A 22,478-nucleotide genomic window follows, 5' to 3' on the forward strand; every position below is an offset into this window, starting at 1 on the left:
TCGACTGCAAGGAAGCGCCGGCTGCGAGAGCCGGCGCGCATCAATCGGGAAGGTAAGGCTCAGGCCTTGACGAGCTGTGCGCTTTCGATGGTCGAGCGCAGCAGATCGGGAAGCGGCACCGACTTGCCTGCCGCGTAGTCGATCCACACGCACTTCGCGGAGCCGCGCGCGTAGAGCGTATCGGGGTCGTCGGCGCGAAACAGCTCGAAGCGCGTATCGAAGCTGCTACGGCCCGGCGTGCCCACCGTCATCCGGCCGATCACGTCGCCAGGATAGTGCAGCTGCTTCAGGAATTCCATCGACGCATTGACGATCACGGGCCCCTGCCCTTCGCCGTTGCCGCCCGCGATGCCCAACTGCTCGAACCAGGAAATCCGCACCTGCTCCATGTAGCGGAAATAGACCGTGTTATTCACATGGCCGAACGCGTCCATGTCGCCCCAGCGGATCGGCATCGACATTTCAAAAACGGGGTGGTAATCGCTCATCGCACTTCTTCTACGGTTTGAATCTGAATCGGAAAACGAAACTGCCCGGGCCGCGTCCGGCAACGGACGCACAATCCGCGAATTGCAGCGGCTAAAAAGTTTGAGGCTTGTGCAACGTCAGCTGTGTGCAACGTCAGCGCTGTACGGACGCTGCACATGGGCGTCAATGATCGCGCTTTTCGCGCGTTTCTGCTCCGAAGCTAACAGGCAAGCGTGTCAGTCAAACGATTGCCTGCCAGCGTTTACGAAAGACCGAAACCATCGTCGGCGGCGATCACCGAGCCGTTGATGAACTGCGATTCGTCGGCGGCGAGCAGCAGCAACAGTCCGTCGAGATCTTCCGGCTTGCCCACGCGATGCCGCGGCAGCATCGAAATCAGCTTTTGCCCCTGATCGGTCGACCAGTGATGGTGATTGATCTCGGTATCGATGTAACCGGGGCAGATCGCGTTGACGTTGATGCCGTGGCGGCCCCATTCCTGCGCCATCGCTTTCGTCATGTGGACCACGGCTGCCTTGCTCATCGAGTAGAGCCCGATTTGCGGCAACACGCGCAAGCCCGCCACCGACGCGATATTGATGATCCGGTACGGCGGTTTGTTCGAGCCGCCGCCTCGCATGATCATCCGCTTGGCCACTTCCTGCGCGACGAAGAATGCGCCGCGCGTATTTGTGTCGAACACGTATTCGAAGTCGGCGGGGGTCACGTCGGTCAGCTTTTGCGTCGTCGATACGCCCGAGTTGTTGACGAGAATATCGATCGTGCCCGCCTCCGTCTCCGCGTGCGCGACGGCCGACTTGATGCTCTGATAATCGGTCACGTCGAGCGAGACGACGTGCGCAGCCCCGCCCGACGCCTCGATTTCGGCGCGCAATTCCTTCAGACGTTCGATGCGTCGGCTTGCCAGCACGACCTTTGCGCCCGCTTGCGACAGCACCATGGCAAACCGCTTGCCCAGTCCACTCGATGCGCCCGTAATCAGCGCCACCTTGCCTTCCAGATTGATCGAACGGCCCATTGTCGTTTTCCTTGGAACATGGATGTGACGGGATGCATGCCCACGCGCCGCGCAGGCATTGGGGTCAATCCTCGGTCACAGTAATAGTACGGTCGTGCTAATCTTGCCTCTTTGTGTTGCAGCGCAGGGATCGTTCAATGACAATACGATCCCGAAAAAAGCATTCTAACGGTAAGAGGAGCATCAATGACCCCCGCAAGCCTGATCGAGCAGTACGGCCCACGCGAATCGATGGAATATGACGTCGTGATCGTCGGCGGCGGCCCGGCGGGCCTGTCGGCGGCCATTCGTCTGAAGCAGCGCGCGGCGGAAAAAGGCGTCGAGATTGGCGTCTGCGTGCTCGAAAAAGGCTCGGAAATCGGGGCGCATATCCTCTCGGGTGCCGTGATGGACCCGCGCGCGTTGAATGAACTGATTCCCGACTGGAAGGAAAAAGGCGCGCCGCTGGACGTCGAGGTGACGGAAGACCGGTTCCTGTTCCTCTCCGAAACCGGTGCGAAGTCCGTGCCGAACTGGGCGCTGCCGGATAACTTCAAGAATCACGGCAACTACGTGATCAGCCTTGCCAATGTCACACGCTGGCTCGGTCAGCAGGCCGAAGCGGTGGGCGTCGAGATTTTCCCGGGCTTTGCAGCGGCGGAAGTGCTGTACAACGACGACGGCTCGGTCAAGGGCGTGGCGACGGGCAACCTCGGCATCGGCAAGGATGGCCAGCCGACCGAGAACTTCCAGCTCGGCATGGAACTGCACGCGAAGTACACGCTGTTCTGCGAAGGCGCGCGCGGTCACCTGGGACGCCAACTCTCGGACAAATTCAAACTGCGCGACGGCGCCGATCCGCAGGTGTACGGTATCGGCATCAAGGAACTGTGGGAGATTGATCCGTCGAAGCACAAGCCCGGTCTCGTGATTCACACGGCCGGCTGGCCGCTCGACACGCAGACGTACGGCGGCTCGTTCCTCTACCACATCGACAACAACCAGGTGATGGTCGGCTTTGTCGTGGGCCTCGGCTATTCGAATCCGTATCTGTCGCCGTTCGAGGAATTCCAGCGCTACAAGACGCATCCGGAAATCCGCAAGTTCCTCGAAGGCGGCAAGCGCGTGTCGTATGGTGCACGCGCGATCACGGCAGGCGGGCTGATGTCGCTGCCGAGGCTCGTGTTTCCGGGCGGCGCGCTCGTCGGCGATGACGCGGGCTTCCTGAACGCGTCGCGGATCAAGGGCTCGCACGCGGCGATCAAGACAGGCATGCTGGCCGCCGATGCCGCATTCGATGCGGTGCAGGCGGGCCGTCAGTCAGATGAACTCACCGCGTATCCGGAGTCGTTCAAGACGTCGTGGCTGCACACCGAACTGCACAGGGCACGCAATTTCAAGCAATGGATGAGCAAGGGCCTGTATCTCGGCACGCTGATGGTCGGCATTGAGCAGAAGCTGCTGGGCGGCAACGTGCCGTGGACGCTGCATCACCAGCACTGGGATCACGAGATGCTGAAGCCGGCCTCGCAGTGCAAGCCGATCGACTATCCGAAACCTGATGGCAAGCTCACATTCGACCGGCTCTCGTCGGTGTTCATCTCGAACACGAATCACGAAGAGAACCAGCCCGCGCATCTGACGCTGAAAGATCCGTCAGTGCCCGTCAAGGTGAACCTGCAAACGTACGCGGGCCCCGAGGGCCGCTACTGCCCCGCCGCCGTGTACGAGTTCGTGAAGAACGACGACGGCAGTGAGCGCCTCGTGATCAACGCGCAGAACTGCGTGCATTGCAAGACGTGCGATATCAAGGACCCGACGCAGAACATCGTGTGGGTCACGCCGGAAGGCGGTGGCGGTCCGAACTATCCGAACATGTGACGCGGGCAGCGTCTCGGCAAACAAAAAACGCCGCTCCCGGAGCGGCGTTTTTGTACGACGGCTTGCCAATGCAACGCGATTCACGCCGCGAGCGTCTCCAGCCGCGCCCGCATCCGTTCGAGCACGGGCGCCCACACGCCGACGGACGACTGGCGAAACAGCTCGACCGTCTGATACCACGGCGTACGCTCCGTCTCCTCGCCCCAGAACCACGCGGACACGTAATGGATCATCAGCCACGTCGGCACGCCGAGCGCGCCTGCCAGATGGGCAGGACCGCTGTCGATGGTCACGAGCGCATCGAGATTCACGAGCAGCGCCGCCACATCGTCGAAGCCCGCTACGAAGTGCGCGGTCGGATCGACGATATCGACGCCCTGCGCTCGCCATTGTTCGACGGCCGCCTGACGCCCCGGCGAGACCGCAAAGTACGTAATGCCAGGCACGTTCAGAAGCGGGTCGAGCAGTTCGACGGGAATCGAGCGCCGCGCATCGCGGATATGATCGGGATTGCCGTTCCACACGAGACCGACGGTCTTGTTCCCCGCCTTCGTAGCGCCCGAGACGCGCTCGCGCCACAGCTCGGCACGCACCGGATCGGCGCTCAGATACGGACGCCCCCACATCGACGGATCGTCGATGCCGAGCCGCAGCGGAAGACTCATCAGCCCGCAGTGATAATCCGGCTTTGTTTCGAGGCTCGTTTCGATCCTGATGCCAGGAGGCAGCATGCGTTCGAATAGATGCTGCATCGGCCCCGCATAGCCGAAGATCACGCGGCCGCCTTCGCGTTGCGCGCGTTCGGCGAGCAGACGGAGAAAGCGCACCGACCACAGGCAATCGCCGTTGCCCTGCTCGCCATACACGACGAGCGTCTTGCCCGCCAGCGATTCGCCGCGCCAGTTGGGGCTGATCGCCGCAAGCGCCACTTTCGCGCCGTTCACATCGTCGGCGAATGCGACGCGCGCTTCATAGTCGAGCCAGCCTTGCGCGTATCGCCCTGCGCGCATTTCCAGCTCGGACAGATCGAACAGCGCGTGCGCATTGTTGGGCGTCAGTTCCAGCACGCGTCGCAGCAGCGCTTCGGCTTCGGGGAAACGGCCCTGCTCCTTGATGCATAACGCGAGCTTGTGCAGCACGATGTGGTTGCCCGGCGCGGCCCGTGCGGCTTCGTGCAGCAGACGCTGAGCTTCGGCGAAATCGTCGCGTTGCTGGAAGGCGGCCGAGCGCCAGACGAGCGCGTTCGCGTCGTTGGCATCGCGCGCCAATAGCAGGGCCGTCGCCGATTCGACGAGCATCCAGTCCCGCAGAATGAAGGCCGTCTGCGCGATCTCGTGCAGAAGCCGCGCGTCGCAGTTCGCGTCGAGGCGGTATGCGCGCACGAGCGCATCGACCGCCTGGCGCAGTCGTGCCTTGTCGCCGTTCGCCGCGGCGAGCAGCGCATTGCCGAGCGCGAGCCAGTCAGTTGCGACGGCATCGGGTGCCGACGTGCGCGCATGGAGCTGCGCCAGTGCGTCGGCGCGCGTGGAGTCGTTGTGATTCATGTTGACCGCCCCGTCGATAGCCAGCGAACCTGCAGAGCCGAGTTTCGACGATTCGACTTCACGGCGCGCTGGCCGCGATCTTCGGCGTATCGACGACGACGTCGGCGCACTGCGCGCGATGCCGAAGCGCATGGTCGATCAGCACGAGCGCAAGCATAGCCTCGGCGATCGGCGTCGCGCGAATGCCGACGCACGGATCATGGCGCCCGAACGTTTCGACGACGGCAGGCTGCCCGCTCTTGTCGATCGAACGGCGCGGCGTGCGGATGCTCGACGTCGGCTTGATCGCGATCGACACCGTGATGTCCTGCCCCGTCGAAATGCCACCGAGTACGCCGCCCGCATGATTGCCGACGAAACCTTCCGGCGTCAGTTCGTCGCCGTGCACCGAACCGCGCTGCGCGACGCTCGCAAAGCCCGCGCCGATCTCGACGCCCTTCACCGCGTTGATACCCATCATCGCGTGCGCGATGTCGGCGTCGAGCCGGTCGAAAAGCGGCTCGCCAAGGCCGACGGGCACGCCCGACGCCACCACGTTGATGCGCGCGCCGATCGAATCGCCGTCCTTGCGCAGCGCGTCCATATACGCTTCGAGTTGCGGCACGATGTCCGCGTTCGGCACGAAGAACGGATTCTCGCGCACGTGCTGCCAGTCGACGAACGGCACGTCGATCTCGCCGAGCGCGGCCATATAGCCGCGAATCTCGGTGCCGAATTTCTCGCGCAGCCATTTCTTCGCGACGGCACCCGCCGCCACCGTGGGCGCCGTCAGGCGCGCGGACGAACGGCCGCCGCCGCGATAGTCCCGGATGCCGTACTTCTGCCAGTACGTGTAATCGGCGTGGCCCGGACGGAAGGTTTCGGCGATATTGCCGTAGTCCTTGCTGCGCTGGTCCGTGTTGCGGATCAGGAGCGCAATGGGCGCGCCCGTCGTCTTTCCTTCGAAGACGCCCGAAAGAATCTCGACCTTGTCTTCTTCCTGGCGCTGCGTCACGTGCCGCGACGTGCCGGGCTTGCGGCGATCGAGTTCGAACTGGATGTCGGCCTCGGCGAGCGACATGCCCGGCGGGCAGCCGTCGATCACACAGCCGATAGCCGGGCCATGCGATTCGCCGAAGGTCGTGACGGTGAAGAGCGTACCGAGGGTATTGCCGGACATGAGCGTCGTCCAAAGAAATGCGGGGAGAGCGTTATTATGCCAGCCCGGCCGCCCCGCCGTGGCGCGCGGGGACTCAGGCGATCGTTATAGGACAAACGCACGAAAGCGCGTTGCGCTCGCGGCGGGCGGCCTCGCCCGAAACGTCATTTCCGGGCGCCGCGCAGTTCGGACACGATCTGCTGCAGGACTTCCGGCGTCGCCTGCGCGGGATCGAGCGGCTCGCCGACGGCCAGCGTCAGACGGCTCATCACGCCCTTGTGGATCGGACGCGGAAACCGCGCATCCGCGCTGCGCGACCAGACGCTGCCCCACAGGCCGCGCAACGCCATCGGCACGACGGGCGCGGGCGCGCGCCGCAGGATTTCCGACACGCCGTGGCGGAACGGATTCATCTCGCCCGTATTGGTCAGCTTGCCTTCGGGAAAGATGCAGACCAGATCGCCATCGTCGAGCGCCTTTGCACAGGCATCGTAGGCACGCTTGAGCAGTTCCACGTCTTCGTGCGCAGCGGCAATCGGAATCGCCTTCGCGTGTCTGAACAGCCAGCCGGCAAACGGCGTGCGGAAGATCCGATAGTCCATCACGAAGCGGATCGGCCGCGGACTTTCCGCCATGATCACGATCGCATCGACATAGCTCACGTGATTGCATACGAGCACGGCCCCGCCCTCGTCAGGAATGCGTTCGGCGTGAACGAGACGAATCCTATAGAACGTGTGCACGAGCAGCCACGCGACGAAGCGCAACAGGAACTCCGGCACGAGCGAATAGATGTAGACGGCAACGATCACGTTGAGCAGCGCCGTCAAGAGAAAGAGCCCCGGAATGCCGACACCCGCAGACGTCAGCGCGACGGCCATCAGCGACGACACGATCATGAACAGCGAGTTGAGGATGTTGTTCGCCGCGATGATCCGCGCGCGATGGCTCGGCTGGCTGCGGCTCTGGATCAGCGCATAGAGCGGCACGCTGTAGAAGCCGCCGAACATCGCGAGCAGGAACAGATCGGCCAGCACGCGCCAATGCGCGGGCAGCGTCATGAATTCGGCCACCGTCAGCAAATGCGCGGCTTTCGGCAACGCGTGGCTCGCGAAGAACAGGTCGATCGCGAACACGCTGATGCCGATCGAGCCGAGCGGCACGAGGCCGATCTCGATGCGCTTCTTCGACAGCCGCTCGCACAGCAGCGAGCCCGTGCCGATACCGATCGAAAACGTCGCGAGCAGCACGGTCACGACATCGGGGTTCGCGGACAGCACGTCCTTCGCGAAACGAAAGAACGACGACAGAAATGTCGCGCCGACAAACCACAACCAGGAAATGCCGAGCAGGCTCAGAAAGACGGTTCGGTTTTCGCACGCCAACTTAAGATTGCGCCAGGTCTCGCTGATCGGATTCCAGTTGATGCGCAAATCGGGTTGCGATGGTGCCGATTGCGGCACGAAGCCGGACGCCACGCGCCCGATCAGCGCGATCGCCACGCAGCCGAATGCGAGGATTGCCGCGCCGTGCACCTCCGAGCCCGCCGCCGCGCCGCCCGCGATCGTGCCGAGCAGAATCGCGACGAATGTGCCCATCTCGACCATGCCGTTGCCGCCGACCAGTTCCGTCTTGTCCAGATGCTGCGGCAGATACGCGTATTTGACGGGGCCGAACACCGTCGAATGGACGCCCATCAGGAACGTGCACAGATACAGCAGTAGCGCGTCGTGCAACCAGAAGCCCGCGCCGCCGACCAGCATCACGCCGATCTCGAACGTTTTCACGAAGCGCGTGAGCATCGCCTTGTCGTACTTGTCGGCGACCTGGCCGGACGTCGCCGAAAACAGGACGAACGGCAGAATGAAGATCGCCGAAATCAGAAAGGCTGCGGTGTTCGCATTCACGCCTGAGAATCGCGCGGCCTGATACGTGACGAGCGACGTAAAGCCGATCTTGAACACGTTGTCGTTCATCGCGCCGAGAAACTGCGTCCAGAAAAACGGTGCGAAACGGCGCTCGCGCAACAGACGGAACTGCGAGCCGTGTTCGCGCGCGGTGCGCCTTGCGTGTTGGGCGGTGGACAACGGACGATCGCTCATCGAATGCTTGACAGAGGGCGGGCTTCGCGCAGATTCACAGCGGTACCGCAGGAACGGCGGACACAAAAAAAGCGCACGCTTTTCGCGCGCGCTTCGAGGATGGCTCAGTCATGCGACAGCGGCATGTCGGCGCGCCGCACGCCCGCCAGATCGACCGAGGCAACGAGGCCAACGACAGGCCAACGAAAATCAGCGCGAGGGCTGCTCCTGCTGCGGCTCGTCTTCCGCGGGCCAGTCGCGAATATAGGCCTTGAGCATCCGGTTCTCGAAGCCCTGCTCTTCGACTACAGCTTTGGCGACGTCGTAGAACGAGATCACGCCCATCAGCGCGCGGCTTTCCATGACGGGCAGATAGCGCACGTGATGCTCGAGCATCATGCGGCGCACTTCGTTGACATCCGTTTCGGGCGTGCACGTAAGCGGGTGATCGTCCATGATCTTGCGGATCGTCGTGCCGCCGACGCTGCCGCCATTGCGGCTCAGCACGAGGATGATCTCGCGGAAGGTCAGCATGCCGACGAGATCGCCATACTCCATCACAACGAGCGAGCCGATGTCGTGCTCCGCCATTGTATCGACGGCCTCATTGAGCGGCGTATCGGGTGTGACTGTGAACAGGGTGTTGCCCTTGACCTTCAGAATGTCGCTGACTCGCATGATTTGTCTCCTGTCGACCAGAGTTGGCGCCTTGGCGCGTTACCTTGCTCTGGTCCCATGCAACATGGTGGCAGATGAGGCCCGGTGAAGCATTAAGGGCATGACTGACTTTCGATGCTAGCGGAAAGGCCCGCAAAAAGAAAGCGGACCGGACGGACGATAGCGCGCCACCGAACGTCCGACAGACAGCGCTCGCAGGCATGTCGGAACAGTTGTCGAGCGCGGACCGTGCGATCCGCAACACCGCTGCGCTTAGGGGAATCACGCCCGCAAGCGCGTCGCCATGCGGGCGAAAACGGAGTGGTTCGCGCGCGGCCCGGTGATACGATGGCCGTCACTTTCACCTTCGCCGGGCCGCCGACGCCCGGCCGTCCACGATGCCCGCCAACCGTTTCGACACGCTTGCGCTGCATGCGGGCGCCGCGCCCGACCCCGCGACGGGCGCGCGCGCGACGCCCATCTATCAGACCACGTCGTTCTCGTTCCGCGACTGCGATCATGCCGCCGCGCTCTTCAATATGGAGCGCGCGGGCCATGTCTATTCGCGCATCTCGAACCCGACAGTCGCCGTGTTCGAAGAGCGCGTCGCCGCGCTCGAAAACGGCGCGGGCGCGATCGGCACGGCGAGCGGCCAGGCAGCGCTGCACCTCGCCATCGCGACGCTGATGGGCGCGGGCTCGCACATCGTCGCGTCGAGCGCGCTGTACGGCGGCTCGCACAACCTGCTCAGCTACACATTGCCGCGCTTCGGCATCGAAACGACGTTCGTGAAGCCCGGCGATATCGACGCATGGCGTGCCGCGCTGCGCCCGAACACGAAGCTGCTGTTCGGCGAGACGCTCGGCAACCCGGGGCTCGACGTTCTGGACATCGCGGTAGTCGCGCAGATTGCGCATGAGCACCGCGTGCCGCTGCTAGTCGACTCGACGTTCACCACGCCGTATCTGTTGAAGCCCTTCGATCACGGCGCGGACTTCGTCTACCACTCGGCGACCAAGTTTCTCGGCGGTCACGGCACGACGATCGGCGGCGTGCTCGTCGACGGCGGCACGTTCGACTTCGAGGCTTCGGGACGCTTCCCCGAATTCACGGAACCCTACGAAGGCTTTCACGGCATGGTCTTCGCCGAGGAAAGCACCGTCGCACCCTTCCTGCTGCGCGCGCGACGCGAAGGACTGCGCGACTTCGGCGCGTGTCTGCATCCGCAAGCCGCCTGGCAACTGCTGCAAGGCATCGAAACCCTGCCGTTGCGGATGGAACGACATGTAGCGAATACGCGCAAGGTCGTCGAATTTCTCGCCGCGCACGCCGCCGTCGAATCCGTCGCATATCCGGAACTGCCCACGCATCCGGACCATGCGCTCGCGCAACGCCTGCTGCCGCGCGGCGCGGGCGCCGTGTCCAGCTTCAACCTGTGCGGCGATCGCGCCGCCGGCCGCGCGTTCATCGAGGCGCTGTCGCTGTTCTCGCATCTGGCGAATGTCGGCGACGCCCGCTCGCTCGTCATCCACCCGGCATCGACGACGCATTTCCGCATGGACGCCGCCGCCCTCGCCGCGGCGGGCATTGCGGAGGGCACGATCCGCCTTTCGATCGGCCTCGAAGACCCCGACGATCTGATCGACGATCTCAAGCGCGCGCTGAAAGCCGCGCAGAAGTCCGCGGGCAACTCCTCCCGTCAATCCGACCCACAATCCGCCAACAAGCCGGCGGCCACTGGACGCAAGGAGTCCGCATGATCGTCGACGTGAACGGCAAACTGGCCTATGCGTACACGGGCGGCAAGGCATTCGATGCCGCGTTGCCCACGGCCGTCTTCATTCATGGCGCCGAGCACGACCACAGCGTGTGGGCGCTGCAGACGCGCTACTTCGCACACCACGGCTTCAGCGTGCTCGCCGTCGATCTGCCCGGCCATCATCGCAGCGCCGGCCCCGCGCTGACCAGCATCGGCGCGATGGCCGACTGGCTGGCCGCGTTGCTCGACGCGCTGGGCGTCGCGCGCGCGTTCGTCGCCGGACACAGCATGGGCTCGCTCGTCGCGCTCGATTTCGCGGCCCGCTACCCGTCGCGCGCGACGCACCTTGCCCTCGTCGCGACGGCCGTGCCGATGGCCGTCTCCGACACGCTGCTCGACGCCGCCCGCGAGCGCGAGCCGGACGCGATCGAATTGGTGAACCAGTGGTCGCATTCGACCATCGCCGCCAAGCCCTCGTGCCCCGCGCCCGGCTTCTGGTTGCACGGCATGAACCAGCGGCTGATGGAGCGCGTGTCGGCAACGGGCGAGCCGCAGCTCTTTCACACCGACTTCAGCGTCTGCAATGCATACACGGACGGCCTCGCCCGCGCTGCGCAAGTGACGTGCCCAGTGCGCCTGATCGTCGGCCGGCGCGATCTGATGACGCCACCGCGCGCAGCCAGGGCGCTCGCCGACGCGCTGCGCGAAGCGGACGTGCCCGTCGACACGATCACGCTCGACGCCGGTCACGCGCTGATGTCCGAGCAGCCCGACGCGACACTCGACGCGCTCTACACGTTCGCGACCACACGCACTTCGAACCGTCCACCTGCATCACATTAACCGCGCCGGAAAGCGCACGCCATATGCCGGATGGCCAGGTTGCACGTGCCTGTCGATAGCAGCACAATGAATCCATGCCTGCGCGGGTCGGACAGTACCTGCGCCGCCGATGCGGGCAGGCAATGGAGGCGATCATGAGCCATCAGACAACGCACGACGAGCACTTTGCGAGCTTCGCGGAGTTCTATCCGTACTATCTGACCGAGCATCGCAACACGATGTCGCGGCGGCTGCATTTCATCGGATCGCTCGGTGTGATCGGCTGCGTCGCGATGGCCGTCGCGACGGGCGACTGGCTATGGCTGCCCGCTGCCGTCGTGTGCGGCTACGGGTTCGCCTGGGTCGGGCATTTCTTCTTCGAGAAGAACAGGCCCGCGACATTCCGGCATCCCGTCTACAGCCTGATGGGCGACTGGGTAATGTTCAAGGACATCTGCACCGGGCGCATTTCGCTCTAGCGTCGGCGCCGGTTGAAGTGCGCGGAACGACGCAAAAAAGTGCGAAAGGATCAAAGGCAACCGTTGACGGCAAGCAGCTTCAAGCCGTCTGCTGCGGCAACGCGGGCGTGCCGTTCGCGCCCGTCTGAGGCTGCTGCGCAATTCCCCGAGAAGCCGCCCGCGCCGCCAGCAAGCTCGCAAGCGACACATTGAGCCGTTCGGTATCGAGCGCGGCGAGCAGCATCGCGCTGTCGACGCGCGTCGAATCGAGTTTCAGCTGATAAGCCAGCTCGTCGTGGTCGATCACGAACAGGTCGAAGAGCCGCTTGACCGTGATCTGATTCGGATTCGCGACCAGCAGGAAATGCGGCCGCTGGCCATTCTCGTCGAGCTGGACGATCCAGTCGATCGACTCCAGTTGTTGCAACAGGCGCACGGTCGTCGCCAGATCGCGCCGCAATGCGCGAGCGAGTTCGGGCACCGTGTAGCCGTGCGTGCCCGCGTCGCGCGCTTCGGCGAGGCGCGCAAGCAGTTCGAGCGAATCGAGCAGATCGCTGCCAGGAAAGTCCCGGCGATGAAACTGCCCGATGCGTATCGCGGGCAGCGCCGACGCGATCATCGCGCCCGCGAGCGTGATGAACCAGCTGAGGTACATCCACAGCAGAAAGAGCGGCACGACGGCGAACGCGCCGTACACGGCGGTATAAGTGGGAATGCGCCGGATGTAGAAGCCGAAGCCGCGCTTCGCGAACTCGAACGCGATGGCCGCCGTCACGCCACCGACAATCGCGTCGCGCCACTCGACGCGGCAGTTCGGCAAGAACACATAGAGCAGCGTGAACGCGAGCACCGTCAGCGGCAACGCCGCGCCCGCCAGCGCCCATTCGATCAGCGGCGTGATGCGTTGCGCGGCCGTATAGCTCATCGACTGCGTGAACAGATACGACGAGATCGACAGGCTCACGCCGATCAGAATCGGCCCGAGCGTCAGGATCGCCCAGTAGACCAGCACGCGCTGCGCGAACGGCCGCGCCTTGCGCACGCGCCAGATCACGTTGAACGCGGATTCGACCGTCATCATCGTCATCACGGACGTGACGAACAGCACGATCATCCCGAGCGTCGTCAGCCCCTTCGCCTTCGACGCGAACTGGTTCAGATACTTGAAGATCTGGCTGCTGACCTGATCGGGCATCAGGTGTTCGGCGAGAAAGGTCTGCAGCGACGCCTGAAATTGCGCAAAGATCGGGAACGCCGTGAAGAGCGCGAACGCGACCGTCGCGAGCGGCACCAGCGACAGCATCGTCGTGAACGTCAGACTGCCAGCCACCTGCGGGATGCGATCCTCGCCGCTACGCTTCGCGGCGAATTCCGCGAGACGCTTGAGCGCGTCGAGATCGAGACGCAACCTGGACAACAAGACAACCTCCTCCGGCTTTCGACTTCGATTTCGACTTCGATACACATGCGCGTGACGGCCGACGCATCATCAGGCGTTCGACGAACCCACGGTTGATTCATCCGAAAGCAGTCACCCGAAAGCGGACCGCAAGCAACAGAGATGAACGCCGACAGACTCGCGGCACCGTCAATGGACCCACCCCTATAATACCCGTTCACTGCAAACGCCTATGAAAGACATCCTCGTGCTTTACTACAGCCGGCACGGCGCCACGCGCGAACTCGCGCTGGCGATCGCGCACGGCATCGACAGCGTTCCCGGCATGCAGGCGCGCGTGCGCACGGTGCCGCCCGTCTCGACCGTCTGCGAGGCCACGCAGCCCGACATTCCGGAAGAAGGCCCGCCCTACGCGGAACTGCGCGATCTCGAAGAATGCGCGGGACTCGCGCTCGGTTCGCCGACGCGCTTCGGCAACATGGCCGCGCCGCTCAAATACTTTCTCGACGGCACCACGCCGCAGTGGCTCTCGGGCGCGCTCGCGGGCAAGCCGGCCTGCGTGTTCACGTCGACGGGCAGTCTGCATGGCGGCCAGGAATCGACGCTGCTGTCGATGATGCTGCCGCTCCTGCATCACGGCATGATGATTCTCGGCATTCCGTACACCGAAAGCACGCTGACCACGACGCTCACGGGCGGCACGCCGTATGGCGCGTCGCATTTTGCGCGCGCCGACTCGGCGGGCCAAGGCATTTCCGCCGACGAGAAAACGCTCGCGAGCGCGCTGGGCGCGCGCATCGCCCGCGCGGCGGCGTCGATGAGCGAGCGGCCGTGAATATGCCGCGCGACGCAGCTGACACGGGCGCGCGAGGCAATCGCGCTGCCGCATCGGGCGCGGCGCTTGCGCTCATCGCGTTGATCGCGCTGTGCGTCGCGTGGGAATGGTGGCTTGCGCCGTTGCGCGCAGGCGGCTCGCTGCTGGTGCTCAAGGCCGTGCCGCTGTTGCTCGCGCTGCCGGGCGTGTTCCGCAAGCGGCTCTACACGCTGCAATGGGCGTCGATGCTGAGCCTGCTGTATCTGATGGAAGGCATCGTGCGCGGCATGTCCGACCGCGGCTTGAGCGCTCGCCTCGGCTGGTGCGAGGTGCTGCTCGCCGCGACGTTCTTCGTCTGCGCGCTCGTCTATGTCGCGCCATTCAAGCGCGCGGCGAAACGACATGCGCGCGAGAATGTACCTGCAAGCGGACCTGCAAGCGGTTCCGCCTGAATTGCCCGCCGCCGCGCGACGCCAGCCCCGCCGCGCAGCGCCCCGATGACCCGGTGGCTGCCATAGCCACAGTGGCCCAACCCGCGCGAGATTCGCGCACCAGCCGCACATGCGCTACCCGTTCTGACCGACCAACATGAATTCCGCCGCTACTTCGCCCTTCGTCGCCGCGTGCATCGATGCCATCGGCGCCGCGCACGTCCTCACCGATCCGCACGACACCGCGCCCTTTCTGACCGACTGGCGCCGACGCTACACGGGCAGCGCGTGCGCGGTGCTGTGTCCGTCGACGGCTGACGAGGTCGCCGCGCTCGTGCGGCTCGCGAACGAGCACCGCGTCTCGATCGTGCCGCAAGGCGGCAATACGGGCCTCGCGGGCGGCGCCACGCCCGATGCGAGCGGCGCGCAAGCCGTGCTGAGCCTCAAGCGGCTGAACCGCGTGCGCGACGTCGATCCGCACAACAACACGATCACCGTCGAAGCGGGCGTCGTGCTCGCGGACATCCAGGCGCGCGCCGAAGCGGCGGGACGCCTGTTCCCGCTGAGCCTCGCGGCGGAAGGCAGCTGCTCGATCGGCGGCAATCTGTCGACGAACGCGGGCGGCACGGGCGTGCTGCGCTACGGCAATACGCGCGAACTGTGTCTCGGCCTCGAAGTCGTGACGCCGCAAGGCGAGCTGTGGGACGGGCTGCGCGGACTGCGCAAGGACAATACAGGCTACGATCTGCGCGATCTCTTCATCGGCGCGGAAGGCACGCTCGGCATCATCACGGCTGCCGTGATGAAGCTGCATCCGCAGCCGGCCGCGCGCGTGACCGCGCTCGCCGCACTGCCGTCGCCGCATGCCGCGCTGGATTTTCTGTCGCTCGCGCAGCGTCACGCCGGGCCGCTGCTGACGGGCTTCGAGCTGATGTCGGATTTCTGCCTGCAACTCGTGGGCAAGCATTTCGCGCAGATGCGCTATCCGTTCGCGCAACGGCATGCGCAGATCGTGCTGCTCGAACTGTCGGACAGCGAGAGCGAGGAGCATGCGCGCGCCCTCTTCGAGCGGCTGATGGAAACAGCGCTCGAAGACAATCTCGTCGAAGATGCCGTGGTCGCGGAGAATCTCGCGCAGTCGAAGGCGTTCTGGAATCTGCGCGAGCACATTCCGCTCGCGCAGGCCGAAGAAGGACTGAACATCAAGCACGATATTGCCGTGCCGATTTCGCGCATCGGCCACTTCATCGACGAAACCGATGCCGCGATCGCGAAGGCCGTGCCGGGCGCGCGCATGGTCACGTTCGGCCATCTCGGCGACGGCAATCTGCACTACAACGTGCAGGCGCCGGAAGGCGTCGACGCAAAAGCGTTTCTCGCCCAGTACCAGAGCGCGATGAATCAGATCGTCTACGACAGCGTGCATCGGCATCGCGGCAGCATCAGCGCGGAGCACGGAGTCGGGCAGCTAAAAATCGACGAAGCCGCGCAATACAAGTCGGACGTCGAAGTGCGTCTGATGAAGACATTGAAAGCAGCGTTCGATCCGCTCAACCTGATGAATCCCGGCAAGGTGCTACGCTAACGGCATGGGTATCGACGAGAGGCGTTTATGAAGATCCGCGTGCTGTCCGACCTGCATCTCGAGTGCGACGAGCCGGAAGTGATCCCGCATGCAAAAGCCGATCTCGTCGTGCTGGCGGGCGACATTCACAACCACGCCGAAGGGTTGCGCTGGGCGGCCGAAACGTTCGACGGCACGGTGCCCGTCGTCTACGTGCCGGGCAATCACGAATACTATGACGGCGAGTTCGGCGCGCTCGAAGCGGCGATGCACGACGCGGCCGCGAGCGTCGACAACGTGCACTTTCTCAACAACGCGACGCTCGTCGATCCCGATGGCGGATGGCGCGTGCTCGGCACGACGCTGTGGACCGACTTCGACCTGTATGGCGCCGATGAAGATTCGCGCGCGACATCGATTGCGGCCGCCGAGCGCGTAATGCTCGACTATCGCGGATTGATTCAGGTGACGTGGACGGCGGGCAACGATGCCGACGATGCAACCGACCCGCAACGCGTGAACCGCGTACAGGACAACACGCCGCGCAACCTCACCGCCGCCGATACGCTCGCGCTTCACCGGCACGCGCGCGCGTGGCTGGAAACGGAACTGGCCAAACCGTTCGGCGGCAAGACGATCGTCGTCACGCATCACGCGCCGCATTTACGCAGTCTCGCCGAGCGTTACGCGGACGACCCCGTGTCGGCGGGCTTCGTGAATCATTTGCCGTCGCTCGTGCGCGCGCCTGTCACGCTGTGGGTGCACGGACACACGCACACGGCCTTCGATTACGTGGAGAACGGGACGCGCGTCGTCTGCAATCCGCGCGGCTATATCGACCGCCGCACGCGTCGGCTCGAAAACACCGAGTTCGCGTGGGACAAGGTCGTGGAACTCTGAAAGTCCGCTTAAAGGTCTGCCTGAAGGCCTGCTACCCACCGGCTACATGCTGCTGGCATCGCGCGAGCGCCGTGCGGGCCGCCCGGCGCGCACGGGCACGAGCCGCGCCTGAGGCCGCAACCGCCGGAGAATGTCGCGCGACGCCGCGATTCCAATCAGTCCGAGCATGACGGCGACGCCGATCATCAGATGCGTATCCATGATTCCCTCTTCGTTTCAGATGTGCCTGCGTGCCGGAAGATCTCGGCCTTGACGAAACGTTAGCAAACCCGATGCCGCGAGGAAGTAAGGAAGTGTTGCCGCGCAACGGCGGGATGTAACAGAGCGTCAAAGGTCTTTCCTGCGCATTTCCTGCATCACGCATGCACCACACGCCGCACATCGGATGCATCACTTCGCGTCGTGCCGGGCGGTGTCAGGTGCGCGCGAATTTGCGCAGTTCGGCCTGATCGGCGGCAAGCGTCGCGGGCAGTTCGTCGCGCAGGAATTCGACCCACGTGCGAATCTTCGCGTCCAGATACTGCCGCGACGGATACAGCGCGTACACGTTCATCTCCTGCGAGATGTACTCCGGCAGAATCCACACGAGCTCGCCGCTGCGCAGGCCCGCAATCGCCGAATAGATCGGCAGCACCGCGACGCCCATCCCTTCGCGCACGGCCACGGCCATCGCTTCCGCGACGTTGATCTGGAACGTGGTCGCGCCGAGATGCAGCGTCTCCTGGCCATTGGGACCGTCGAACGTCCATTCGTCGGCGGGCATGACGGGCGTGATCATCTGCAGGCACGTATGGCCGCGCAGATCGGCGAGCGTCTGCGGCACGCCGTTGCGCTCCAGATAATCGGGCGACGCGCACGCGATGCTGAACGCGCTGCCCAGGCGCTGCGACACGAGCCCGGAGTCCGGCAGGCTCTGCGCGAGCACGAGCGCGACGTCATAGCCTTCGTCGAGCAGATCGGGCATGCGCTGCGCGAGCGTCAGTTCGAGATGGACGTCGGGATAGCGCTGCTGATAGCGGCCGACGGCGGGCACCACGTAGTGCTGGCCGAAGCTCGTCATCGCATGGACTTTCAGCTTGCCCGACGGACGCGCGTGCGCGTCGCTGGCTTCGGCTTCCGCCTGGTCGACGTACGCGAGGATCTGCTCGCAGCGCTGCAGATAGCGCTCGCCCGCTTCCGTGAGCGCGATGCGGCGCGTCGTGCGGTTCAACAGACGCGTGCGCAGATGCGCCTCGAGATCGGAGACGGCACGCGACGCATAGGCCGTCGTCGTGTTGAGATGCTGCGCCGCGCCCGTAAAGCTGCCCGCTTCGACGACGCGGACAAATACGCGCATGTTCTGAAGCGTATCCATATTTCGAATCCAATCTCTCTGTACGGGAAGGATTGTTGCACGATTTGGAAAGACGATTATCTCATTCTCCGTAAGTATGCGTTGCACCCTTACGGGTTATTCCTTAATTACCCGAAAAATATAATGACACTCTAGGTTATATAGTCTTTTGGAGAGCAAATCGTGCAGTTTCCGGTAAGAAAAGGGATCGCCGCGCTGTCGGTTCTTACGATCTCGTTGATAATCGCCGGCTGTGCGAGTACCGGGCACATTGCTCCCGAATCCACCCGCACCGATCCCGCCACGCTCGATGTCGGCGCCGCGATCCGCGCGGCCAATGCCGACGCCCAATGGCCCGCCGCCGACTGGTGGCGCGCCTATAACGATTCGCAGCTGAACGCATGGATCGAAGCGGCGCAGGCGGGCAATCCGTCGCTCGCCGCGGCGCAGGCGCGCGTGCGCGAGGCGCAGTCGATGGCGGGCGTCGCGAAGTCCGCGCTGCTGCCGCAAGTCAACGGCAGCATGCAGATCCAGCGCAAGCAATGGCCGGACAACGTCTTTTACGGCCCCGGCCCGCTCGCCGGCCAGGAATCGTGGAACAACACGGCCGAGCTCGGCCTGTCGTACCACCTCGACCTGTGGGGCAAGGACAAGAACGCCGCCGAACAGGCACTCGACGTCGCGCATGCCCGCGCCGCCGACTACCGCGCCGCGCAGCTCGAACTCGAATCGAACATCGTGCGCGCCTACATCGATATGTCGCTGAACTACGCGCTGCTCGACATCGCGAAGTCGACGCTCGAACAGCAGCAACAGGTCGCCGCGCTGGCGAACCGGCGCCTGAAGGGCGGCATCGGCACGCAGCTCGAAGTCGCGCAGGCGGAAGCGCCGCTGCCCGAATACGAACGCCAGATCGACGCGATCGAGGAATCGATCGCGCTCGGCCGCAACCAGCTTGCCGCGCTCGCGGGCAAGGGGCCCGGCGCGGGCGATTCGATCACGCGCCCGCAGCTGGCGCTATCCGCGTTCGCCGGCCTGCCGTCGACGCTGCCCGCCGAGCTGATCGGCCATCGCCCCGACATCGTCGCCGCGCGCTGGACGGTCGCCGCGCAGGCGCGCGGCATCGACGTCGCGAAGGCCGACTTCTATCCGAACATCGACCTGCTCGCGTCCGTCGGCGGTTATGCGGCGATGGGGCCGCTGTTCGGCTTTCTGAAGTCGGCGTCGGGCGGCTGGACGGCGGGCCCCGCGCTGTCGCTGCCGATCTTCACGGGAGGACGTCTGCGCTCGCAACTGGGCGCGGCATCGGCGGGCTACGACGTGGCCGTCGAGCAATACAACCAGACGATCGTCACCGCGCTCAAGGAAATTGCCGACGAGGTCGTGCGCATGCGCTCGCTCGATACGCAGCTGAAGGACGCGCAGCGTTCCGTCGCGACGGCGAACAAGAGCTACCAGCTTGCGCGCGAGGGTTATCGGCGCGGCCTGACCGACTACGTGAACGTGCTGATCGCGCAGACGCAATTGCTGCGCGCGCAGGAAGGCGTCGCGAAGGTGCAGGCCGAGCAGTTGTCGGCGCACGCGACCCTCGTCACCGCGCTCGGCGGCGGCCTGATCGATCCCGCCGATGGTCCGACGCAAAAGGACGTGCTGCCCGCGCATGGCAAGGACAGGACGGCGGATCGCGCGGGCGCTTCCACGGCTGACGCGCCGAAGGACGCGTCGAAGCGCACATCGAACAGCGCGGCGACGGGCGCGTCCGCCGTCCGCTAACGGGAGAAGCCGCCGATGTCCACCAACCACTCCGTCTCCCGCACGCCCCGGACACCCGGCGCGCTCTACGCCGCGTTCGTCGACTGGGCGTGCACCGACGGCCGCACGTGGATCTACCTCTTCAAGGCGCTCGCCGCGTGTTTTCTCGCGCTCGGCATCGCGATGCGGCTCGACCTGCCCCAGCCGCGTACCGCGATGACGACCGTGTTCATCGTGATGCAGCCGCAAAGCGGGATGGTGTTCGCGAAGAGCTTCTACCGGATCTGCGGCACGCTGATCGGTCTCGTCGTGATGCTCGCGCTGATCGGCCTGTTCGCGCAGCAGCCGGAACTTTTCATCATGTCGACGGCGATCTGGGTCGGCATCTGCACGGCGGGCGCCGCGCGCAACCGCAACTTCCGCTCGTACGGCTTCGTGCTGGCGGGCTACACGGCGGCGCTGATCGGCATTCCCGCCTCGCAGCATCCCGATGGCGCGTTCATGACGGCGCTCACGCGGGTCGCGGAAGTCGTGGTCGGCATCGTCTGTTCGGGCGTCGTGAGCGCGCTGGTGTTCCCGGAGCACGCGGGCGAGCAGATGCGCAGCACGGTGCGCACGCGCTTCTCTTCGTTCGTCGACTACGTGTGCGCGGCGCTATCGGGCAAGGCCGATCGCGCGCGCATCGAGGACACCAATGCGAAGTTCGTCGCCGACATCGTGGGCTTCGAGGCCGTGCGCAGCGTCGCCGTGTTCGAGAATCCCGATTCGCGGATGCGCAACGGCCGCCTGTCGCGTCTGAACAGCGAGTTCATGACGGCATCGACGCGCTTTCACGCGCTGCATCAGCTGATGAACCGTCTGCGCGCAGCGGGCGCGACGGCCGCCGTGGCCGCGCTCGAACCGTACTTCCGCGAGATCGCGCCGTTGCTGAGCAAATCGGGCGAGCCCGTGCTCACGGCCGCCGACGCCGCGCACGCCGCCGCGCAGCTCGAAACCTACAAGGCCGAACTGCCGAAGCGCGTGCGGGCGACGCGCACCGAACTCGAAGGCGACGCCGACGTGCCCTTGCTCGATTTCGACACGGGCGCGGAACTGCTGTACCGCTTCGTCGACGATCTGCACGCGTATGCGGCGACCTACGCGTCGCTCGCCGTCGCGACGCATGAACGCGAGCGCTGGATCGAGCGCTACGAACCGAAGACGAACGGCATCGCGGCGGGCGTCGCGGGTCTGCGCGCGGCGATCGTGATGTCGATACTCGGCGCCTTCTGGATCGCCACCGCCTGGCCGAGCGGCGCGACGCTCACGCTGGACGCAGCCGCCGTCTGCGCGCTCGCATCCTCGTCGCCGAATCCGACGCGCACGGTGTTCCAGATGGCTGCTGGCACGACGCTGTCGTCGCTGCTCGCGATGGTGCTGACGTTCGGCATCTATCCGCATATCGACGGCTTTGCGCTGTTGTGCGCGGCGCTCACGCCGTTCCTCGCGCTCGGCGTGTGGATGACAACGCGCCCGAAGCTGGCCGGCTATGGCGTCGGCTATTGCATCTTCTTCTGCTATCTCGCGGGCCCCGACAACGTGATTCATTACGACCCGAGCAGCTTCATCAACGATGCGCTCGCGCTCGTGATCTCGATGCTGGTCGCGTCGATCGCGTTCGCCGTGCTGTTGCCGCCGTCGACGCCATGGCTGCGCAACCGTCTGCTGAACGACCTGCGCGCTCAGGTGGTGCTCGCGTGCCGAGGGCGCATCGGACCCCGGTGGGAGCGTCTGTGGCGTCTGCGCGCACGCTTCGAGAGCGGCACGCGCGACCTGATGCACCAGATCAACGCACTCGCGCCGAACGAGCCCGACGTGAAGCGCGACACGATGCGCTGGATGTTCGCGGTGCTGGAAATCGGCAACGCGACGATCGACTTGCGCGGCGAAATCGCGACGCTGCCGCGCGATGCGCGCTACGCGCCGTCGATGCCGTGGCGCGTGACGCTGCGCTCGACGTGCGACGCAATCGCGCGTCTCTTCGCGCGGCCGCGCGCCAGGCGCCTCGACCACGCACTCGCCGCGACGGCCGATGCGATCGCCGCCGTCCAGCAGACGCTCGCGACGTTCGCGCCGCCGCGCGAAGAGCGTCATCGGTTGCAACGCATCTTGAGCCACCTGCATTTCATCCGGAGCGCGCTGCTCGATCCGCAATCGCCGCTGGGGCAGCTCGGCGCCGATGGCGACGCGAGCAGCGGCGCGCCACAAGGAGTTCGCCATGCCACGTGAGATCGCCGTCCTCGACGCGTACATGCCCGCGATCGTGCTGCTGTTCATTGCGGGCGCCGCGATCACGTGGGTGCTGGACCGCGTGATCGCCTATACGGGCGTGTATCGCATCGTATGGCACCCGTCCCTGTTCCGCGCGAGCCTGCTCGTGTGTGTGTGCGGCGTGTTGGGCCTCGCCGTTTATCGTTGAC

Annotated in this window: 20 protein-coding genes; 11 read left to right on the plus strand and 9 right to left on the minus strand. The window is 65.0% G+C overall.

Features of this window, described 5'->3' with window-relative positions; translation table 11 throughout:
- Positions 1-59: 59 nt before the first annotated feature.
- Positions 60-488 carry an acyl-CoA thioesterase gene (locus GCT13_RS08550; protein WP_193727612.1) on the minus strand — a complete coding sequence of 143 codons (429 nt, stop codon included), beginning with the start codon at positions 486-488 and terminating at the stop codon, positions 60-62.
- A gap of 242 nt (positions 489-730) precedes the next feature.
- Positions 731-1,507 carry an SDR family oxidoreductase gene (locus GCT13_RS08555; protein WP_090872002.1) on the minus strand — a complete coding sequence of 259 codons (777 nt, stop codon included), beginning with the start codon at positions 1,505-1,507 and terminating at the stop codon, positions 731-733.
- 186 nt (positions 1,508-1,693) lie between these two features.
- Between GCT13_RS08555 and GCT13_RS08560 the strand changes: the two genes are divergently transcribed.
- Entirely contained in the window at positions 1,694-3,367 is a 1,674-nt protein-coding gene (locus GCT13_RS08560; protein WP_152756910.1) for an electron transfer flavoprotein-ubiquinone oxidoreductase, read from the plus strand.
- Between the two features lie 80 nt (positions 3,368-3,447).
- Here GCT13_RS08560 and GCT13_RS08565 read toward each other — a convergent pair whose 3' ends face one another.
- The 4 genes from GCT13_RS08565 to GCT13_RS08580 form a co-directional block, all read right to left on the minus strand.
- Positions 3,448-4,911 (minus strand): tetratricopeptide repeat protein, encoded by a 1,464-nt coding sequence (locus GCT13_RS08565; protein ID WP_152756912.1) that lies wholly within the window; start codon positions 4,909-4,911, stop codon positions 3,448-3,450.
- 58 nt (positions 4,912-4,969) lie between these two features.
- The gene (gene aroC, locus GCT13_RS08570; protein WP_152756914.1) at positions 4,970-6,070 is read right to left on the minus strand and encodes a chorismate synthase; all 1,101 of its coding nucleotides are present in this window, start codon (positions 6,068-6,070) and stop codon (positions 4,970-4,972) included.
- A gap of 143 nt (positions 6,071-6,213) precedes the next feature.
- The gene (locus GCT13_RS08575; RefSeq protein WP_152756916.1) at positions 6,214-8,151 is read right to left on the minus strand and encodes an MFS transporter; all 1,938 of its coding nucleotides are present in this window, start codon (positions 8,149-8,151) and stop codon (positions 6,214-6,216) included.
- Between the two features lie 189 nt (positions 8,152-8,340).
- Positions 8,341-8,808: a CBS domain-containing protein gene (locus GCT13_RS08580; RefSeq protein ID WP_152756918.1), complete on the minus strand. Its 468-nt coding sequence runs from the start codon at positions 8,806-8,808 to the stop codon at positions 8,341-8,343.
- A 377-nt stretch (positions 8,809-9,185) separates the two neighbouring features.
- Here GCT13_RS08580 and GCT13_RS08585 point away from each other — a divergent pair, with 377 nt between their 5' ends.
- From GCT13_RS08585 to GCT13_RS08595, 3 genes are all read left to right on the plus strand, one after another.
- Positions 9,186-10,547, plus strand: coding sequence for an O-acetylhomoserine aminocarboxypropyltransferase (locus GCT13_RS08585; protein ID WP_152756920.1), 1,362 nt, complete (start codon positions 9,186-9,188; stop codon positions 10,545-10,547).
- Positions 10,544-11,389: an alpha/beta fold hydrolase gene (locus GCT13_RS08590; protein WP_152756922.1), complete on the plus strand. Its 846-nt coding sequence runs from the start codon at positions 10,544-10,546 to the stop codon at positions 11,387-11,389. Before GCT13_RS08585 ends, GCT13_RS08590 begins: the two co-directional genes overlap by 4 nt.
- A gap of 134 nt (positions 11,390-11,523) precedes the next feature.
- On the plus strand, positions 11,524-11,847 hold the full coding sequence (locus GCT13_RS08595) for an Mpo1-like protein (protein WP_152756924.1): 324 nt from the start codon (positions 11,524-11,526) through the stop codon (positions 11,845-11,847).
- Positions 11,848-11,926: 79 nt separating this feature from the next.
- On the opposite strand, the gene GCT13_RS08600 is transcribed toward GCT13_RS08595, so the two are convergent.
- Positions 11,927-13,246, minus strand: coding sequence for a YihY family inner membrane protein (locus GCT13_RS08600; protein WP_193727613.1), 1,320 nt, complete (start codon positions 13,244-13,246; stop codon positions 11,927-11,929).
- Positions 13,247-13,457: 211 nt separating this feature from the next.
- On the opposite strand from GCT13_RS08600, the gene wrbA reads away from it, so the two are divergent.
- The 4 genes from wrbA to GCT13_RS08620 all read left to right on the plus strand — a co-directional run bounded on the left by wrbA (position 13,458) and on the right by GCT13_RS08620 (position 16,934).
- Positions 13,458-14,060: an NAD(P)H:quinone oxidoreductase gene (wrbA, locus tag GCT13_RS08605; RefSeq protein WP_152756928.1), complete on the plus strand. Its 603-nt coding sequence runs from the start codon at positions 13,458-13,460 to the stop codon at positions 14,058-14,060.
- 2 nt (positions 14,061-14,062) lie between these two features.
- Entirely contained in the window at positions 14,063-14,491 is a 429-nt protein-coding gene (locus tag GCT13_RS08610) for a DUF2069 domain-containing protein (protein ID WP_152757293.1), read from the plus strand.
- A 136-nt stretch (positions 14,492-14,627) separates the two neighbouring features.
- The gene (locus tag GCT13_RS08615) at positions 14,628-16,055 is read left to right on the plus strand and encodes an FAD-binding oxidoreductase (protein ID WP_152756930.1); all 1,428 of its coding nucleotides are present in this window, start codon (positions 14,628-14,630) and stop codon (positions 16,053-16,055) included.
- 27 nt (positions 16,056-16,082) lie between these two features.
- Positions 16,083-16,934: a metallophosphoesterase gene (locus GCT13_RS08620; protein WP_152756932.1), complete on the plus strand. Its 852-nt coding sequence runs from the start codon at positions 16,083-16,085 to the stop codon at positions 16,932-16,934.
- A 42-nt stretch (positions 16,935-16,976) separates the two neighbouring features.
- On the opposite strand, the gene GCT13_RS48250 is transcribed toward GCT13_RS08620, so the two are convergent.
- Both GCT13_RS48250 and GCT13_RS08625 read right to left on the minus strand, forming a co-directional pair.
- On the minus strand, positions 16,977-17,135 hold the full coding sequence (locus GCT13_RS48250) for a hypothetical protein (protein ID WP_193727614.1): 159 nt from the start codon (positions 17,133-17,135) through the stop codon (positions 16,977-16,979).
- Between the two features lie 214 nt (positions 17,136-17,349).
- The gene (locus tag GCT13_RS08625; protein WP_152756934.1) at positions 17,350-18,288 is read right to left on the minus strand and encodes a LysR family transcriptional regulator; all 939 of its coding nucleotides are present in this window, start codon (positions 18,286-18,288) and stop codon (positions 17,350-17,352) included.
- Between the two features lie 162 nt (positions 18,289-18,450).
- Between GCT13_RS08625 and GCT13_RS08630 the strand changes: the two genes are divergently transcribed.
- The 3 genes from GCT13_RS08630 to GCT13_RS08645 are packed head-to-tail and all read left to right on the plus strand — an operon-like array spanning position 18,451 to position 22,477.
- Positions 18,451-20,040 (plus strand): efflux transporter outer membrane subunit, encoded by a 1,590-nt coding sequence (locus tag GCT13_RS08630; protein ID WP_321574257.1) that lies wholly within the window; start codon positions 18,451-18,453, stop codon positions 20,038-20,040.
- A gap of 15 nt (positions 20,041-20,055) precedes the next feature.
- Positions 20,056-22,287, plus strand: coding sequence for an FUSC family protein (locus tag GCT13_RS08640; RefSeq protein WP_152756936.1), 2,232 nt, complete (start codon positions 20,056-20,058; stop codon positions 22,285-22,287).
- Positions 22,277-22,477, plus strand: coding sequence for a DUF1656 domain-containing protein (locus GCT13_RS08645; RefSeq protein ID WP_152756938.1), 201 nt, complete (start codon positions 22,277-22,279; stop codon positions 22,475-22,477). Before GCT13_RS08640 ends, GCT13_RS08645 begins: the two co-directional genes overlap by 11 nt.
- Position 22,478: the final 1 nt, after the last annotated feature.

Origin of the sequence: Paraburkholderia franconis (assembly GCF_009362735.1) — a bacterium.
GTDB lineage: Bacteria > Pseudomonadota > Gammaproteobacteria > Burkholderiales > Burkholderiaceae > Paraburkholderia > Paraburkholderia franconis.

Coding starts and splice junctions, on each gene's coding strand:
- GCT13_RS48250 (WP_193727614.1), bottom strand. CDS start 17,135: ATGGATACGCATCTGATGATCGGCGTCGCCGTCATGCTCGGACTGATT.
- GCT13_RS08610 (WP_152757293.1), top strand. CDS start 14,063: ATGCCGCGCGACGCAGCTGACACGGGCGCGCGAGGCAATCGCGCTGCC.
- GCT13_RS08615 (WP_152756930.1), top strand. CDS start 14,628: ATGAATTCCGCCGCTACTTCGCCCTTCGTCGCCGCGTGCATCGATGCC.
- wrbA (WP_152756928.1), top strand. CDS start 13,458: ATGAAAGACATCCTCGTGCTTTACTACAGCCGGCACGGCGCCACGCGC.
- aroC (WP_152756914.1), bottom strand. CDS start 6,070: ATGTCCGGCAATACCCTCGGTACGCTCTTCACCGTCACGACCTTCGGC.
- GCT13_RS08585 (WP_152756920.1), top strand. CDS start 9,186: ATGCCCGCCAACCGTTTCGACACGCTTGCGCTGCATGCGGGCGCCGCG.
- GCT13_RS08645 (WP_152756938.1), top strand. CDS start 22,277: ATGCCACGTGAGATCGCCGTCCTCGACGCGTACATGCCCGCGATCGTG.
- GCT13_RS08595 (WP_152756924.1), top strand. CDS start 11,524: ATGAGCCATCAGACAACGCACGACGAGCACTTTGCGAGCTTCGCGGAG.
- GCT13_RS08565 (WP_152756912.1), bottom strand. CDS start 4,911: ATGAATCACAACGACTCCACGCGCGCCGACGCACTGGCGCAGCTCCAT.
- GCT13_RS08640 (WP_152756936.1), top strand. CDS start 20,056: ATGTCCACCAACCACTCCGTCTCCCGCACGCCCCGGACACCCGGCGCG.
- GCT13_RS08560 (WP_152756910.1), top strand. CDS start 1,694: ATGACCCCCGCAAGCCTGATCGAGCAGTACGGCCCACGCGAATCGATG.
- GCT13_RS08580 (WP_152756918.1), bottom strand. CDS start 8,808: ATGCGAGTCAGCGACATTCTGAAGGTCAAGGGCAACACCCTGTTCACA.
- GCT13_RS08550 (WP_193727612.1), bottom strand. CDS start 488: ATGAGCGATTACCACCCCGTTTTTGAAATGTCGATGCCGATCCGCTGG.
- GCT13_RS08620 (WP_152756932.1), top strand. CDS start 16,083: ATGAAGATCCGCGTGCTGTCCGACCTGCATCTCGAGTGCGACGAGCCG.
- GCT13_RS08575 (WP_152756916.1), bottom strand. CDS start 8,151: ATGAGCGATCGTCCGTTGTCCACCGCCCAACACGCAAGGCGCACCGCG.
- GCT13_RS08590 (WP_152756922.1), top strand. CDS start 10,544: ATGATCGTCGACGTGAACGGCAAACTGGCCTATGCGTACACGGGCGGC.
- GCT13_RS08555 (WP_090872002.1), bottom strand. CDS start 1,507: ATGGGCCGTTCGATCAATCTGGAAGGCAAGGTGGCGCTGATTACGGGC.
- GCT13_RS08625 (WP_152756934.1), bottom strand. CDS start 18,288: ATGGATACGCTTCAGAACATGCGCGTATTTGTCCGCGTCGTCGAAGCG.